The 15,066-nt window shown below is 72.1% G+C and carries 14 protein-coding genes; 7 read left to right on the forward strand and 7 right to left on the reverse strand.

The genetic code is table 11. The annotated features are described in order from the left end of the window. Positions 1–22 precede the first annotated feature (22 nt). A complete protein-coding gene (locus tag LZP97_RS09470; protein ID WP_048770977.1) occupies positions 23–724 on the forward strand; it encodes an LppM family (lipo)protein in 702 nt (233 codons plus the stop codon). A 3-nt stretch (positions 725–727) separates the two neighbouring features. Further along, a complete protein-coding gene (locus LZP97_RS09475) occupies positions 728–1,861 on the forward strand; it encodes a glycosyltransferase (protein WP_040272695.1) in 1,134 nt (377 codons plus the stop codon). Positions 1,862–1,913: 52 nt separating this feature from the next. Here the strand turns inward: LZP97_RS09475 and metF are convergent, their stop codons facing one another. Next, positions 1,914–2,882: a methylenetetrahydrofolate reductase [NAD(P)H] gene (gene metF / locus LZP97_RS09480; RefSeq protein ID WP_172603580.1), complete on the reverse strand. Its 969-nt coding sequence runs from the start codon at positions 2,880–2,882 to the stop codon at positions 1,914–1,916. A 207-nt stretch (positions 2,883–3,089) separates the two neighbouring features. Between metF and LZP97_RS09485 the strand changes: the two genes are divergently transcribed. The 4 genes from LZP97_RS09485 to LZP97_RS09500 all read left to right on the forward strand — a co-directional run bounded on the left by LZP97_RS09485 (position 3,090) and on the right by LZP97_RS09500 (position 8,342). Further along, positions 3,090–4,136: a polyprenyl synthetase family protein gene (locus tag LZP97_RS09485; protein ID WP_040272706.1), complete on the forward strand. Its 1,047-nt coding sequence runs from the start codon at positions 3,090–3,092 to the stop codon at positions 4,134–4,136. Next, a complete protein-coding gene (gene crtI, locus LZP97_RS09490) occupies positions 4,136–5,668 on the forward strand; it encodes a phytoene desaturase family protein (protein WP_017681753.1) in 1,533 nt (510 codons plus the stop codon). Before LZP97_RS09485 ends, crtI begins: the two co-directional genes overlap by 1 nt. 116 nt (positions 5,669–5,784) lie before the next feature. Beyond that, the gene (locus LZP97_RS09495) at positions 5,785–7,437 is read left to right on the forward strand and encodes an alpha-(1->6)-mannopyranosyltransferase A (protein WP_040272698.1); all 1,653 of its coding nucleotides are present in this window, start codon (positions 5,785–5,787) and stop codon (positions 7,435–7,437) included. Then, positions 7,434–8,342: a phytoene/squalene synthase family protein gene (locus LZP97_RS09500; protein ID WP_010594368.1), complete on the forward strand. Its 909-nt coding sequence runs from the start codon at positions 7,434–7,436 to the stop codon at positions 8,340–8,342. Before LZP97_RS09495 ends, LZP97_RS09500 begins: the two co-directional genes overlap by 4 nt. Before the next feature lie 10 nt (positions 8,343–8,352). On the opposite strand, the gene LZP97_RS09505 is transcribed toward LZP97_RS09500, so the two are convergent. Next, a complete protein-coding gene (locus LZP97_RS09505; RefSeq protein WP_026138005.1) occupies positions 8,353–8,724 on the reverse strand; it encodes an Rv2175c family DNA-binding protein in 372 nt (123 codons plus the stop codon). A gap of 35 nt (positions 8,725–8,759) precedes the next feature. Beyond that, positions 8,760–9,023, reverse strand: coding sequence for a hypothetical protein (locus tag LZP97_RS09510; protein WP_234575012.1), 264 nt, complete (start codon positions 9,021–9,023; stop codon positions 8,760–8,762). A gap of 134 nt (positions 9,024–9,157) precedes the next feature. Between LZP97_RS09510 and pknB the strand changes: the two genes are divergently transcribed. Then, the gene (gene pknB / locus LZP97_RS09515; RefSeq protein ID WP_017681751.1) at positions 9,158–11,158 is read left to right on the forward strand and encodes a Stk1 family PASTA domain-containing Ser/Thr kinase; all 2,001 of its coding nucleotides are present in this window, start codon (positions 9,158–9,160) and stop codon (positions 11,156–11,158) included. Between the two features lie 13 nt (positions 11,159–11,171). Here pknB and LZP97_RS09520 read toward each other — a convergent pair whose 3' ends face one another. From LZP97_RS09520 to LZP97_RS09535, 4 genes are all read right to left on the reverse strand, one after another. Next, positions 11,172–12,557 carry a class II 3-deoxy-7-phosphoheptulonate synthase gene (locus LZP97_RS09520; RefSeq protein ID WP_010594365.1) on the reverse strand — a complete coding sequence of 462 codons (1,386 nt, stop codon included), beginning with the start codon at positions 12,555–12,557 and terminating at the stop codon, positions 11,172–11,174. A 90-nt stretch (positions 12,558–12,647) separates the two neighbouring features. Then, positions 12,648–13,139, reverse strand: a complete 492-nt coding sequence (locus LZP97_RS09525; protein ID WP_010594364.1) for a polyadenylate-specific 3'-exoribonuclease AS — start codon at positions 13,137–13,139, stop codon at positions 12,648–12,650. 82 nt (positions 13,140–13,221) lie between these two features. Then, positions 13,222–13,959 (reverse strand): lysophospholipid acyltransferase family protein, encoded by a 738-nt coding sequence (locus LZP97_RS09530; RefSeq protein WP_010594363.1) that lies wholly within the window; start codon positions 13,957–13,959, stop codon positions 13,222–13,224. A 131-nt stretch (positions 13,960–14,090) separates the two neighbouring features. Further along, the gene (locus LZP97_RS09535; RefSeq protein WP_010594362.1) at positions 14,091–15,065 is read right to left on the reverse strand and encodes an ROK family protein; all 975 of its coding nucleotides are present in this window, start codon (positions 15,063–15,065) and stop codon (positions 14,091–14,093) included. Between the last annotated feature and the right edge of the window lies 1 nt (position 15,066).

Genomic DNA, 15,066 nt, shown 5'->3' on the forward strand with positions numbered 1-15,066 from the left:
CCGCTCCTGGCACGATGTCGCTGTGCAGCCGCCCACCTCGCCCCGCTCCCGCCGCCGGTCCCTCGCGGCGGCGGCGCTCCTGCTCCTGCTCGTCCCTGTCCTCGCCGGGTGCCTGCGGGTGCAGGCGACGATGGGGGTCTCGGCCGACGACCGTGTCTCCGGGCAGATCGTGGCCGCGACGATCCCCGCCGACGAGAACGACAATGGACCGCAACTGACGGCTCCCGACTCGCTCGCCGGCAAGGTCCGCGTGCAGGAGTACGACCAGGACGGGTACGTCGGTAGTCAGGTGTTCTTCAGTGATCTGAGCTTCGGGGACGTGCAACAGCTGGGGTCGATGTCGGACCAGACCTCGGGCACCTTCCAGCTCGCGCTGCAGCGCGCCGGCGACCTGGTGAGCGTCAACGGCAAGGTCGACCTCGAGTCGGTACCCGTCCAGGGCACCGACGTGCAGATCACGATCGCGTTCCCGGCCCGGGTCGCGACGACCAACGGCAACCGTGACTCCGATTCGATCGTCACGTGGAAGCTGCCGGCCGGGGAGGTGAGCACGTTGCGCGCCGAGGTCCGCTACGCCGATCCGAACACCAGGGGATTCGCCGGCTGGGCAGGCATCGTCGCCGGTGTCACGACGGGTGTCGCGGCGATCATCGGAGCGCTCGCCTGGATGAACCGCAACCCCGCTCCCCCGCGGCGAGCTCGCGACGACGCGACGGCGTCGTAGGCGATGCGGGCGCTGGTCGGCGTCGTCCGTGCCGGGGCCGTCGCCGCGACACTGGGAGCCGCCGTGGCTGTCGCCAATCGCCTCACCCTGCCCAGGCTCGCCCCCGGCGCTGTCGTCGACGAACCGGTGACGGTGATCGTCCCCGCCCGCAACGAAGCCCGTCGCCTGCCCCCGCTCGTCGCGGATCTGCGCGCCCAGCGCGGTCTGCGCCGGCTGCGGGTGGTGATCTTCGACGACGACTCGGTCGACGGCACGACCGAGGCGGCCCGGCTCGCGGCCGGGGACGATCCCCGCGTCACGGTGATCCGCTCGACCGCGCCACCACCCCCCGGGTGGACGGGCAAGGCCGCGGCGTGCGCACGTGCCTACGCGGCCACCGATCCGTCCGGCGTGGTCGCCTTCGTCGACGCGGACGTGCGGTTGGCCCCGGGTGCAGTGGCGGCCGCGGTGACCGTGCTGCGCGACCGCCGGGCCCACCTGCTCACCCCGTGGCCCTTCCAGCAGGCCGGGTCCGCCGCCGAACGCCTCGTACAGCCGCTGCTGTTCTGGTCCTGGTTCGCGACGCTGCCGATCGCGGTGTCCCACCGCTCGAACCGACCGTCGATGGCGGTCTCGTGTGGTCAGTTCCTGGTGTTCGACGCGTCGGCGTACGCCGCCGTGGGCGGACACGTCGCCGTCGCGGCCAGCCCCACCGAGGACCTCGACCTCGCCCGGGCTCTGAGCCGGTCCGGACGGCGCACCATGGTGGCCGCGGCCGGCAACCTCGCGTCCTGCCGTATGTACGAGGGCGCAGCGCCGCTGCGCGCCGGATACACGCGTTGGCTGTGGTCGGCATTCGGTTCCCCCGCCGGGTCCGCGGCGGTGCTCGTCGCTGCCGCGGTGACCTACGTGCTGCCGCCCGTGGCGGTTGTTCTCGGTCCCGGACCGGCCCGGCGCTGGGGGGTCGTGGGCACCGCCGCGGCGATCGTGTCCCGGACCGTGGCCCGGGCGACCGAACGCGGCAGCCCCGACCGGTCCGACGTGGCGGCCGGCTGCACCCACCCGTTCGGGGTGTGCGCGTTCGCGGCGCTGGCGATCGACTCGCTCCGTGCGCGACGCACCGGCCGGCTCGGCTGGAAGGACAGGCCCCTGCCCTGAGTGCCCCTGCCCTGAGTGCCCCTGCCCTGAGTGCCCCGCTCCGAGCGTCCGGTCAGACCGCCGTGGGCACCGCGATGCCGAGACGGGCGAGCACTTCGCGGGTGGCCCGCGCGAAGTTCAGGGTGATGAAGTGCAGGCAGGGCGCGCCCTCGGCGATGAGCCGCTCCGCCATCTCGGTGGCGACGTCGATGCCCACTTCCCGCACGGCGGCACGGTCCTCCTCCGGGCCGTTCCCGGCGGCCCGGACGAGGCGCTCTTCGAGGGTGGCCGGCAGCTTCGACCCGGACAGCTCGAGGCTGCGCCGCGCCGTGCGCAACGACGTGATCGGCATGATCTCCGGGATGATCGGTTTGGCTCCCTGCTCCGGATCGTAGGCCACGACCCGGTCCCGCAGTCGCAGGTAGTCCTCGACGTCGAAGAACATCTGGGTGATCGAGTACTCGGCGCCCGCGCGCAGCTTGTGGACGAGATACCGCGTGTCGTGCTCGAGGTCCGGGGAGCGGTGGTGCGCCTCGGGGAACGACGCCACCCCCACATGGAAGTCACCGAGGTCGCGGACCAAACGGACGAGTTCCTCCGCGTACTCGAGCCCCTGCGGATGCCGGGTCCATTCACCCAGCGGATTGCCCGGCGGGTCTCCTCGCAACGCGAGGATGTTGGTGATACCGCGATCGGCGTAGGCACCGACCATGGCGCGCAGTTCGTCGATGCTGTGCCCGACGGCGGTCAGGTGCGCGACCGGCAGGAGCGTGGTTTCCTGCGCCAGCTGACCGGTGACCCGCACGGTGCGGTCCCGGGTGGAACCACCCGCTCCGTACGTCATCGACACGAAGGCCGGGCCGAGGCGTTCGAACTCGCGCACGGCGCGCCACAGGCGCGCCTCCGCGTCGGCGTCGCGCGGCGGGGAGAACTCCACCGAGAACGGGATGCGTGCGCCGCGGGGCGCACGGAGACGGTCCACCACCGACGGCGTACGGGATTCTCCACCGCCGACCGGCCCGCTGTCGGAATCGAATGTCACCCGACCAGCATAGGGGCACGTCGGAGCGGGCCGAACCGGGGCAAGCCCCCCGGCCGCCGGATAGGCTGGGCGCGGGTGGACTCGGCGCGTTTCGTCGCGCGATCGGGCCGCACCCGCCGTCGCCCGACGGGCCGCTCCACACACGACCAGGAGGACGCCCTGTTCACCGGATCCGAACCCGTGCCCACCGCCTTGTTCCCCGATCTCGTGGAGGGCGCCCTGCGCGACTTCTTCGTCTCGCGGATCGATCTCGTCGAGCCGATCGGCGGCGGCTATCCCGAGGCCGTGACGGCACTCGAGTCCTTCGTGCTGCGCGGCGGCAAGCGGGTGCGTCCGGCGTTCGCGTGGAACGGCTGGATCGGCGCCGGCGGCGATCCGTCCGGTCTCGACGCGCCCGCCGTGCTGCGGGCCTGTTCGGCACTCGAACTGGTGCAGGCCTGCGCCCTGGTCCACGACGACATCATCGATGCGTCCACCACCCGCCGTGGCTTCCCGACCGTGCACGTCGAATTCGCCGAGCAGCACCGCGCATCGGGCTGGCGGGGCCGGCCCGAGCAGTTCGGTACCGCCGTGGCCATCCTCCTCGGTGACCTCGCTCTGGCCTGGGCCGACGACATGGTCCGGGAGGCCGGATTGGATTCGGCCACGACCGCGCGGATCGCACCGGTGTGGTCGGCGATGCGCACCGAGGTCCTCGGCGGGCAGTTCCTCGACATCGCGGGCGAGGTGTCCGCCGACGAGTCCGTGCCCGCTGCGATGCGTGTCAACCGGTTCAAGACCGCCGCGTACACGATCGAGCGGCCCTTGCATCTCGGCGCCGCGCTCGCCGGCGCCGACGACGCGCTGATCACCGCCTACCGGGAGTTCGGCACCGATATCGGGCTCGCCTTCCAGCTTCGCGACGACCTGCTCGGCGTGTTCGGGGATCCGGAGGTCACGGGCAAGCCGTCCGGTGACGACCTGCGGTCGGGCAAGCGGACGGTGTTGTACGCGCTGGCCCTGGAATCCGCCGACGCCCGGGATCCCGAGGCCGCCCGGCTGCTGCGCGAGAGTATCGGTTCGGACCTGTCCGACGCGGACGTCGAGAGGTTGCGGACGGTCATCACCGAGCTCGGAGCCGTGGACCGGGTGGAGCGGCGCATCGCCGCGCTCACCGACGCCGCGCTGGCGACGCTCGACGGCTCGGGCGCGACGGACGAGGGCAAGGCCCGCCTGCGGGCGGCGGCGCTCGACGCGACGCGGCGGGCCGCCTGATGCGCACCGTGACGGGCGCCGAGCGCGTGGTCGTCGTCGGCGCCGGCCTGGCCGGGCTCTCGACGGCGCTGTACCTGCTCGGCGCCGGCCGCAAGGTGACCGTCCTCGAACGCGAGGCGACCGTCGGCGGCCGGGTGGGGGTGCACACCGGACCCGGTTACGAGATCGACAACGGCGCCACCGTGCTCACCATGCCGGAACTCATCGCCGACGCCTTGGCGGCGGTCGGCGCCGACTTCGAGTCCGTCACCCCGGCGGTACGGCTGCGCCGGCTCGCCCCGGCGTACCACGCCCGGTTCGCCGACGGCACGACCCTCGACGTGCACACCGATCCGGACGCGATGGTCGCCGAGATCACCCGGGTGTGCGGGGCCGAGGAGGCGCAACGCTACCTTCGGCTGCGCTCCTGGCTCGCGGAGATCTTCGACGCCGAGTTCGACCGGTTCATGGCCGGGAACTTCGACTCCCCCCTCGACCTAGTCGCCTCCCCCGCGGCGGTGCGGGACCTGGCGACGCTGCTCCGGCTGGGAGGGTTCGGCCGGCTCGGGGCCCAGGTGAACCGCCGGATCACCGACCCGCGGTTGCGCCGCGTGTTCACTTTCCAGGCGCTGTACGCGGGCGTCGCACCCGCCCGGGCCCTGGCGGTGTACGGCGCCATCGCCCACATGGACACCTCCCTCGGCGTGTATGCGGTGGAGGGTGGCATGCGGGTGCTGGCCCGCGCGATGGCCGACGCGATCGTCGCTGCCGGCGGGGACCTGCGCCTCGGCACCGAGGTCACGGGTCTCGACTTCGACGGCCGCACGGCTACCGCCGTGCGCACCGCCTCGGGGGAACGCGTGCTGTGCGATGCCGTGGTGCTGAGCCCGGACCTGCCGGTCGTGGACAGGCTGCTGCCGCCACGTCGGCGGCGCCGCGTGCTCGCGTCACCGTCGGCCGTGGTGCTGCACGGGAGCGTGCCGTCCGCCGTTGCCGCGCGTTGGCCTGCGACCCACCACCACACCATCGACTTCGGGGCGTCGTGGGAGGAGACGTTCGCCGAGATCAGCGCGGGACGCGGCCGCGGCCGGCTCATGAGCGACCCGTCGCTGCTGATCACCCGGCCGGCGTTGAGCGACCCGGGTCAGGGCTTCGTCCGCGACGGCGTCCGGCACGAGCCGTTGTCGGTGCTCGCGCCGTGCCCCAACCTGGACAGCGCCCCGTACGACTGGTCCGCTCTGGCCGACCCGTACGCCGCCGAACTGCTGACCGTCCTCGGCCGGCGCGGATACGACGGCGTCGCCGACGAGTTCCGCATCGACCACATCGACACCCCGGCCACCTGGCAGGCCCGGGGCATGCTGGAAGGCAGCCCGTTCTCCGGGGCGCACGTCTTCCGGCAGACCGGCCCGTTCCGGCGGCGGAACCTGGATCCGCGCCATCCCAACGTCGTGCTCGCGGGCTCCGGGACCGTGCCGGGGGTCGGCGTGCCGACGGTCGTGCTGTCGGGCCGGCTCGCGGCCGAGCGGCTCGGGGTCCGCACCTCGCGGTGAGTGGTGGACCGCGGACGGTGGCGGCTGAACTAAACTGTCACCTCGTTCACCTGTCCGCCCGCGCCGCGCCCGGGCCCCGCACCGTCCACGACTTCCCGGGGGAGGAACTCGCAACCATGTCGTCCCCTGCCCCTTCCGACGCTGCTCCACAGCATCCGTCCGGACCGCAGCGTCCCCCGGAACAGCAGCGTCCCCCGGAACAGCAGCGTCCCCCGGAACAGCAGCGCCCGCCGGAACAGCAGCCTGCCGCCTCGCGGCCCGCGCGGAGCGGACCGGGCGACTTCCTGCGGAGCCCGGCCGGCAATGCGGGCCTCCTGGGCGCCCTCGGCGCCGCCTTCGTCACGTTCGGCGGCTTCGGGGCGGGCAGCGTCCGGCGGCAGGACCCGCTGCTCGAAGAGCTGTACCTGTCCTGGTTGCGGTTCGGGCACGGCCTGCTGCTCTCGACGATCCTGATCTGGGCCGGCGTCCTGCTGATGATCGCGGCCTGGGTACGGCTGGGCCGGAGCACACTCTCCGGGCACGTGACCCTGCGCGAACTGTGGACGGTGCTGCCGATGTGGGTGGCGCCGCTGTTGGTGGCGCCGCCGATGTTCAGCCGCGACGCCTACTCCTACCTCGCCCAGGGGGCGATGCTGCGCGACGGCTTCGACCCGTACCTCGACGGTCCGGTCGTCAACCCGGGTGTGCTGCTCGACAACGTGAGCAACGTGTGGAAGACGACCACCACCCCGTACGGTCCGGTGCATCTGCTGCTCGGCGCGGGCATCACGTCGCTGACCGGCGACGATGTCGTCACCGGTACCTGGTTGCTGCGGCTGACGATGCTGCCGGGGCTGGTGCTCACCGCGTGGGCCGTGCCGAAGCTCGCACGCCGGCTCGGCGGCAACCCCCGCATCGCCCTGTGGCTTGCGGTGCTCAACCCCCTGATCCTGATCCACCTCATCGGCGGTGTGCACAACGAGATGCTGATGGTCGGGTTCATGATCGCCGGCATCGTGCTCGTCCTCGAGGGCCGACACGTCGGCGGCATCGCCCTCGTGTCCGTCGGCGCCGCGGTCAAGGCATCGGCGGGAATCGCGCTGCCCTTCCTGGTGTGGATCTGGATTCTGCACGAGCGGGACCGGGCGCGGGCGCAGGGCCGCGAACCGGCATCGCCGATCGTGCTGTTCGGGAAGACCGCAGGCGCGGGGTTGCTGGTGTTCGCGGCCGTGTTCGGGGCGGCCTCGGCGCTCGCAGGAGTCGGCATCGGCTGGCTGACGGCCTTGTCCGGCTCGTCGAAGATCATCAACTGGCTGTCGCTGCCGACGATCATGGCGCACGCGGTCACGTGGTTCACGCCGTGGCAGCTGGGCTCGATCCTGGATGTCACCCGCATGCTCTGCGCCGTCGCGTTGCTGGTGATCATGGTGGTGACGTGGTGGCGGTTCCGGCGCACCGAGCGCGATGCGGTGCTCGGCATCGTGATCACGCTGACCGCGATCACGATGCTCTCGCCGGCCGCCCTGCCGTGGTACTACTCGTGGCCGCTCGCGGTGGCCGCGGGCTTCGCCCTGTCGACGACCACATTGGCGGTGCTCGTGGGCCTGTCGACCTGGCTGATGCTGATCTTCAACCCCGACGGCTCGATCGGCATGTACAACCTCGCCCATGTGCTCCTGGCTGTGGTCGCCTCGGTGATCGCCACCGCGTCGCTGCGTACCGTCGACCCGTTGCGGCTGCGCGCGCGACGGGAACCGCCCGTCCCCACCGTCCGCCCGGATCCGAGGTGACCGTGCCCGAGACCGACGCAGGATTCCGCTATTGCGAGGAACTGGCGGCCACACACGGCCGGACGTACTATCTCGCCACTCGTCTCCTGCCCCGGCCGCGGCGGTCGGCGGTCCACGCCCTCTACGGCTTCGCTCGTCTCGTCGACGACATCGTCGACGTGACCGCCGTCGACGACCCGGCCGCCGCTGCCCTGCAGGTGACCGAAACGGAGCGCCGGCTGCACGCCGCGCTCGCGGGCGACCCCGGACCGGCGGACGCGACCGGTCTGGTGGTCGGGGCGCTGGCCGAGACCATCCGGCGTTACGACCTGCCTCTGGAGTACTTCGAGGCGTTCGTCCGGTCGATGCGGATGGACATTCCCGGCACCCCCGAGTTCCGCCCGCGCTACGACGACATGCCGCAGCTGCGGGAGTACATGTACGGTTCGGCGGCGGTCATCGGGCTGCAGCTGCTGCCCGTGTTCGAGGTGGCCGACATCGACGCGGCTGCACCCTACGCCGCGGCGCTCGGAGAAGCCTTCCAGCTCACGAACTTCATCCGGGACGTGGGCGAGGACCTCGACCGGGGACGTACCTACCTGCCGGCCGACACGTGGGCCGCCTTCGGGGTCGATGTCGCGCTGCTCGAGCACGGTCGGCGGACCGGCGGGACCCCGGATCCGCGGGTGCGCCGGGCACTGGCCCACTTCGTGGCGCTCACGCGCGCGGAGTACCGGCGCGCCGAGCCCGGTCTGGCGCTGCTGCCGGACCGGATCCGGCCCGGCATCCGCACCGCCTTCGCGTTGTACGGCGGAATCCTCGACGAGGTCGAGCGCAGCGGTTACCGCGTCCTGGACGAGCGCGCCGTGGTCCCCGGCCGGCGCCGTGCGCGGGTTGCGCTGACCCAGCTGGCCCGCCTGCGCTGAACGCCCGGAGTCAGAAGCCGAGTGCCTGCGCCCGGCGCATGACCTCCCGCCTCGCGTGGGTGTGCATCGCCGCGGCCGGAGAGCCGCCCGTGAGCGTGTCGTCGTCCCGGAACATCCAGTTCAGGATCTCGTCGTCCCGGAATCCTCCGTCGTGCAGCACCGCGATGAGACCGGGGATGCCCGTGAGGATCTGACCGTCGTCGTCGAAGAATGCCGCAGGCACCGCCAGCACGCCGTCCCGCTTGATCGCCAGGAGTTGGCGGTCACGCAGCAGCTGGTGGACCCGGGTGATCACCAGACCGAGCTGCTTCGCCACGTCGACCAGTTGGAGCACGGGTACGGAGCGGTCGAGGACGTCTTCGCTGTAAGGGATAGCACTCACGCTGCCAACGTTATCGGGTCCACGGCGGCGGGCCGTCAACGGCCGGTACGGGTGGCCACCGCGGCGAGCCGCGCAGGAGTGACCGCGGCGAGCCGCGCAGGTGTCACCGCGGCGAGCCGCGCAGGTGTCACCGCGGCGAGCCGCGCAGGTGTCACCGCGGCGAGCCGCGCAGGTGTCACCGCGGCGAGCCGCGCAGGTGTCACCGCGGCGAGCCGCGCAGGTGTCACCGCGGCGAGCCGCGCAGGTGTCACCGCGGCGAGCCGCGCAGGTGTCACCGCGGCGAGCCGCGCAGGTGTCACCGCGGCGAGCCGCGCTCGGGCGACCGGACGGTTGGTGCGCTGGCTACGATCGACAGAGGCGAACCCGGCGGTCTTCCCCGCGTACGCCGCACCTGACGCAGCAAGACGACGGCACGGACACGGGGGTACACCGGGTGAGCTCTGGAGGCGACCGCCTGATCGGCACGGTGCTCGAACGGCGCTACCGCATCGAGGCACCGATCGCCCGCGGCGGCATGTCCATCGTGTACCGAGGCACGGACCTGCGACTCGACCGTCCGGTGGCGGTGAAGGTCATGGATCCGCAGTTCGCGGCCGATCCCCAGTTCCTGGCGCGGTTCGAGTTCGAGGCGCGCTCGGTGGCGCGGTTGACCCATCCGGGTCTGGTTGCGGTGTACGACCAGGGACAGGACGGGGACCACGTCTTCCTGGTGATGGAACTGGTCGAGGGCGGCACGCTGCGTGAACTGCTGCGCGAGCGGGGCCCGATGCCCCCGCACGCGGCGGCGGCCGTCGCGGCGCCGGTGCTGGGGGCGCTCGCCGTGGCGCACCGCGCCGGCCTGGTGCACCGTGACGTCAAGCCGGAGAATGTGCTGATCTCCGATGCCGGGGAGGTGAAGATCGCCGATTTCGGCCTGGTGCGTGCGGTCGCCGCGGCAACGACGACGTCGCGCAGTGTCATCCTGGGGACCGCCGCATATCTGTCGCCGGAACAGGTGACCACGGGTACCGCGGACGCACGCAGCGACGTGTACGCGACCGGGATCCTGCTGTTCGAGATGCTGACCGGACGCACCCCGTTCACCGGCGACACGTCGCTGTCGGTGGCCTACCAGCGGGTCGATCGGGACGTCCCGGACCCCGGCGCCCTCATCGACGGGGTCCCGGAGCAGTTCGACGAGCTGGTCCGGCACGCCACCGAACGAGAGCCCGGTGAGCGGTTCCCGGATGCCGGGGCGATGGCCGCCGCGCTGAGCGAGGTCTGCGATGCCCTGGCGTTGCCCCGCTACCGGGTGCCCGCTCCGCAGCGGTCCGCGCAGCATCGTTCGGCCGCCGCGGAACCGGCGACGGCTACGGTGGTTCCCGCGCCACCGACCGTGGCCGTGCGCGCAGCGGCACCGCCGTCGCGACCGTTGCCCCCTCCGGCGGCTCCGGGTCTCGCCGCCCAGCTCTCCCCCGCCGGTCCGCAGCACACCAAGGTCGTCACCCAGCAACACCCGCGTGCCGAGACCTCGGGGCTCCGGGCCGAGCCGGCCGATTTCGCCGCCGAGCGCCGACGGAACCGGCGGACGACGCTGCTGTGGCTACTGGCGATCCTGGTCCTGGCGCTGGCCGTCGGCTTCGGCGGATGGTGGCTCGGGTCCGGGCGGATGACCACCGTCCCGAGCGTGCTCGGGGCCGATCGGGACACCGCGCTCGCGGCCCTGCAGGCCGCAGACGTGACCCCCGAGGTACGGGGGGAGTACTCCGACGACGCCTCCGTCGACACCGTGCTCGGCACCGACCCGGAGGCCGGCAGCCGGGTCGCCCGGGGCGACGAGGTCGTGCTGCTCGTCTCGCTGGGCCGGCCGACCGTGCCCACGATCGTCGGTGACGGCGACCGCGACGTCATCGAACAGGAACTGCGTAACCGGACCTTTGTCCCGGTGGACGGTGGCTCGGCCTACAGCACCGCCGTCGAGGAGGGCGGGGTCGCCGCGCTCGACCCGGCACCCGGCACAGTCCTTCCGGTGGGGGCGGAAGTCGCGGTGATCGTCAGCAAGGGGTCACCGCCGGTGGATGTGCCCGACGTCGCGGGCCGCACCGTCGACGAGGCCCGGCGGGCCCTGGACACGGTGGGACTCACGGTGCGCGAGTCGCGGGAGGTGTTCGACGCGGACGTCGATGCGGGACGAGTCGTCGGCACCGATCCGGCGATCGGGAACCGGGTCAACGCCGGCGGCAGCGTCACGCTGCTGGTGTCGAATGCCGTGAAGGTGCCCTCACTGCTGGGCCGCACGGTCGCCGCGGCGCGCGACGAACTCGGCCGGCTCGGTCTGGACGTCGAGGTGCGCCAGTTCGCGGGCTCCGACCGCTCGGTGGTGATCGGTCAGAGCCCGGGGGCGGGCGACCGGGTCGAGCCGGGCGGCACGGTGACCCTCACCGCCCTGCCCTGAGACCCTGCCGGAGTCAGCCGCGGAGCATCTCCGCGACCAGGAACGCCAGCTCCAGCGACTGCTGCGTGTTCAGGCGGGGATCGCACGCCGTCTCGTAGCGGCCGTGCAGGTCGATGTCGGAGATGTCCTGCGCGCCGCCGAGGCACTCGGTGACGTCCTCGCCGGTGAGTTCGATGTGGATGCCGCCCGGGTGCGTGCCGAGTGCGTTGTGCACCTCGAAGAAGCCTTGCACCTCGTCGACGATCCGGTCGAAGTGCCGGGTCTTGTACCCCGTGGACGCCTCGTGCGTGTTGCCGTGCATCGGGTCGCACTGCCAGATGACCTGACGTCCGGTCGCCTGCACCTTCGCGATGATCGCAGGTAGCAGATCGCGCACCTTCGCGTGCCCCATCCGGGAGATGAGGGTCAACCGGCCCGGCTTGTTGGTGGGATCGAGCCGCTCGACGTACTCAGCCGCCATCTCGGGCGTGGTGCTCGGACCGATCTTCAGGCCGATCGGGTTCGCGAGTAGCTCGGCGAAGGCGATGTGGGCGCCGTCGAGCTGCCGGGTACGGTCACCGATCCACAGGAAGTGCGCGGACAGGTCGTACAGCCGCGGGTGCCCGTCGGTGTTGTCGAGCCGCAGCATTGCCCGCTCGTAGTCGAGGACCAGCGCCTCGTGGCTGGCGTAGATGGTGGCGGCCTTCAGATTGGGGTCGACGACGCCGCACGCGTCCATGAAACGCAGGCCGCGGTCGATCTCGGAGGCGAGGGCCTCGTACCGCGCACCGGCCGGCGACGAGGCGACGAACTCCCGGTTCCAGTCGTGCACCCGGTGCAGGTCCGCCTCGCCGGCGGCAGTGATGGCCCGGACCAGGTTCATCGCGGCGCTGGCGTTGGCGTAGGCACGGATGAGCCGGGACGGATCGTGTGCGCGCACGGCCGCGTCCGCGACGAGGGAGTTGATCATGTCGCCCCGGTACGACTGCAGCCCGAGCGCATCGATGTCCGACGATCGCGGTTTGGCGTACTGCCCGGCGATCCGTGCGACCTTCACGACCGGCAGCGACGCGCCGTAGGTCAGCACGACGGCCATCTGCAGCAGCGTGCGGATGTTGGCCTTGATGTGCGGCTCGGTGTTGTCGGCGAAGGTCTCGGCGCAGTCGCCGCCCTGGAGCAGGAAGGCTTCGCCGCGCGCGACCGCGGCGAGGTGGTTCTGCAGCTCCTCGACCTCGCGGGCCACGGTGATCGGTGGCACGCTCTCGAGCACGGTGCGCATCGCCGACGCCTGGTCCTCGGGCCAGCTCGGCTGCTGCAGGGCGGGCTTGGCCAGGGCCGCGTCCAGCCGTTCGCGCAGCTCGTCGGGGAGCGGCGGAAGGGTCGGCAAGCGGTCGATCGGCACATCGACAGTCCAGTTCACACCATCAGGATATGGCCCCGGCGCGACGACGGATACGCACCCCCGGGTAGGTCGACGCCACACCCCCCGCGCCGACCTCGGCTCGGGACCTCAGCGGCGTCGTCGGGCAGCCTCGATGGCCTCGAACTTGGCGAGGTTGTGACGCGCGTCGGCGAGGGCGTCGTGATTGTCGTCGGGTACGGCCGGAAGCGGCGGCCTGCCGTGCTGTTCCCAGTGCTGGCGCAACTCGCGGGTGAACTTGGGCAGCGCGTCGGGCAGTTCCGGCATCGTGCCCCAGAGCTGGACGAGCGCGACGTGATCGTAGGCCCCGAGCCAGGCCCACAGTTCGGGCTGGATGCCCGGCCGGGGGATCAGGAAGGACAGCAGGTCGTCGCGGATGCGGGTCCGGGACCTCCAGGCGGGGTGCGCGGGGGGCGGAAGCTTCGGCAGCACATTCCGGCGTACCCACGGCCCCGCCCGCTCGGGATCGAATTCGGTCGACACCGCATAGAACTCGCGCCCGTCCTCGCAGGCGACACCGATCGACACGAGCTCGATGGTGCGACCATCCTCGATGAACTCGCAGTCGTAGAAGTAACGCACGTGCGCACATTATGCCCGGCCACGGCCGGGGCGGTGCCGCCGGCGCCCGGTCACGGCCGGGGCGGTGCCGCCGGCGCCGGCGTCAGCCGGCCTGCGTGTCGGGCAGGCGGTCCGCGTCGGCGGCTGCGGACGCCGCATCCTCCTCGGCGGGCCGGTTCTTGAGGGTGGCGGCGTAGATGTCGACGTACTGCTGGTCCGACAGGCGCATCAGCGCGTACATCACCTCGTCGGTGACGGTGCGCTCGACGAATCGGTTGCCGCTCATGCCTTCGAAGCGGGAGAAGTCGATCGGTTCACCGATCCGGACCGTCACCTTGGCCGGCTTCCACATCTTCGACCCGATGGGGTTCATCTCGTCGGTGCCGATCATCGCCACGGGGATCACTTTGACGCCGGTCTGCAGGGCGAGCCGGGCGATGCCGGTCTTGCCCTTGTACAGGCGCCCGTCCGGCGACCGGGTGCCTTCCGGGTAGATGCCGAGCAGCTTGCCCTGGGAGAGGACGCGGACACCGGCGTTGAGGGCGTCCTGCGCCGCATCCGCCCCGGTGCGGTCGATCGGGACCTGACCGACCGCGGAGAAGAACCAACGTTGGAACCGGCCCTTGAATCCGGTGCCGGTGAAGTACTCGCTCTTGGCGAGGAAGGTGATGCGCCGCCGCACCACGAGCGGAAGGAAGAAGGAGTCGAGGACGGCTTTGTGGTTACTGGCGAGGATCGCGGGGCCGTCGGTCGGAATGTTCTCCGCACCTTCGATTTTCGGCCGCCCCATGAGCCACAGCAGCGGCCCCAGCAGGACGTACTTGAATAGCCAATACCACATGGCGTCCTTCCCCGTCTCCGAAACGCGCAGGCAGACCGTGCCTGCCGATCGACTCTACGACGGCGAGGTGTTGCCGTGCACACCGTGGCATGCCGGGGTCCCGCCTCACACCGACGGACGTGACGAGCATCTCACTCGCTCGGTCCGTTTCGTCCGGACCGGTGCCGGGCGAGGTCGGCCGCGCCCACCAGGCCGGCGGCGTCGCCGAGGTGTGCGGCACGGACCCGCGCGAGCGGCCGGTGGCCCCGGCCGGTCAGGGCCGCCGCGTAGTGTCCGCGGGCGTCGTCGAGGAACAGGGACGCCGACTCCGACACTCCGCCGGCGACCACCACCAGTTCCGGGTCGAAGAGGTCGGCGACCATGGCCAGGCCGAGTCCGAGCCAGCGGGCGAATTCCCCCATCGCCGCGACGGCGAGCGGGTCGCCGTCCTGCGCGGCTCCGGCGATCCGTCGTCCGGTCAGCGCGCCGGGATCCGCCGCGACGTCGCGGGTGAGCTGGGAGGAGCGGTCCGGACCTGCTGCGAGCAGCTCGATCGCCGTGTCGACCAGCGCGGTGCCACTGCAGTACCGCTCCCAGCAGCCGCGCTTCCCGCACGCGCAGGCGCGCCCGTCGGGAACCACCTGCAGGTGCCCGAGTTCCGGGGCGATGCCGTGCGCACCCCGGAACAGCACACCGTCGAGCAGCAGGGCGGCGCCGATCCCGGTGCCGACGGCGACCAGCACGGTCGTCCGGACACCCGCGGCGGCACCGAACCGGTACTCGGCCCACGCGGCGGCGTTGGCGTCGTGCTCGAGAACCACCGGCAGGCCGATCCGCGCGCTCATCCGCTCCGCCACGGGCACATCCGCCCACGGGAGGTGCGGGGCGTAGCGGACGACGCGACGGTCGGCGGTGAGGAACCCGGCGACGGCGAGACCGACGGCGGTGACCTCGTTGCGGCCCGCCAGGAGGGCGACGGTGCGGTCGAGGGCGCCGTCGAGGGCACGGGCCGAGTGCGGGGTCGGCGCCCGGACGGTGTCGACGACGGTGCCGGTACCGTCGACGACGGCCGCGCGGATGCTGGTGCCGCCCACGTCGATTCCGATCGTGAGTCGATCCGTGCTCACG

It is taken from the genome of Rhodococcus sp. DMF-1, assembly GCF_021441945.1.
Lineage (GTDB): Bacteria > Actinomycetota > Actinomycetes > Mycobacteriales > Mycobacteriaceae > Rhodococcus > Rhodococcus ruber.

Excerpts from the sequence above, each read along its gene's own strand:
- LZP97_RS09475 (WP_040272695.1), top strand. The coding sequence starts at position 728 with ATGCGGGCGCTGGTCGGCGTCGTCCGTGCCGGGGCCGTCGCCGCGACA.
- LZP97_RS09495 (WP_040272698.1), top strand. The coding sequence starts at position 5,785 with ATGTCGTCCCCTGCCCCTTCCGACGCTGCTCCACAGCATCCGTCCGGA.
- crtI (WP_017681753.1), top strand. The coding sequence starts at position 4,136 with ATGCGCACCGTGACGGGCGCCGAGCGCGTGGTCGTCGTCGGCGCCGGC.
- LZP97_RS09530 (WP_010594363.1), bottom strand. The coding sequence starts at position 13,959 with ATGTGGTATTGGCTATTCAAGTACGTCCTGCTGGGGCCGCTGCTGTGG.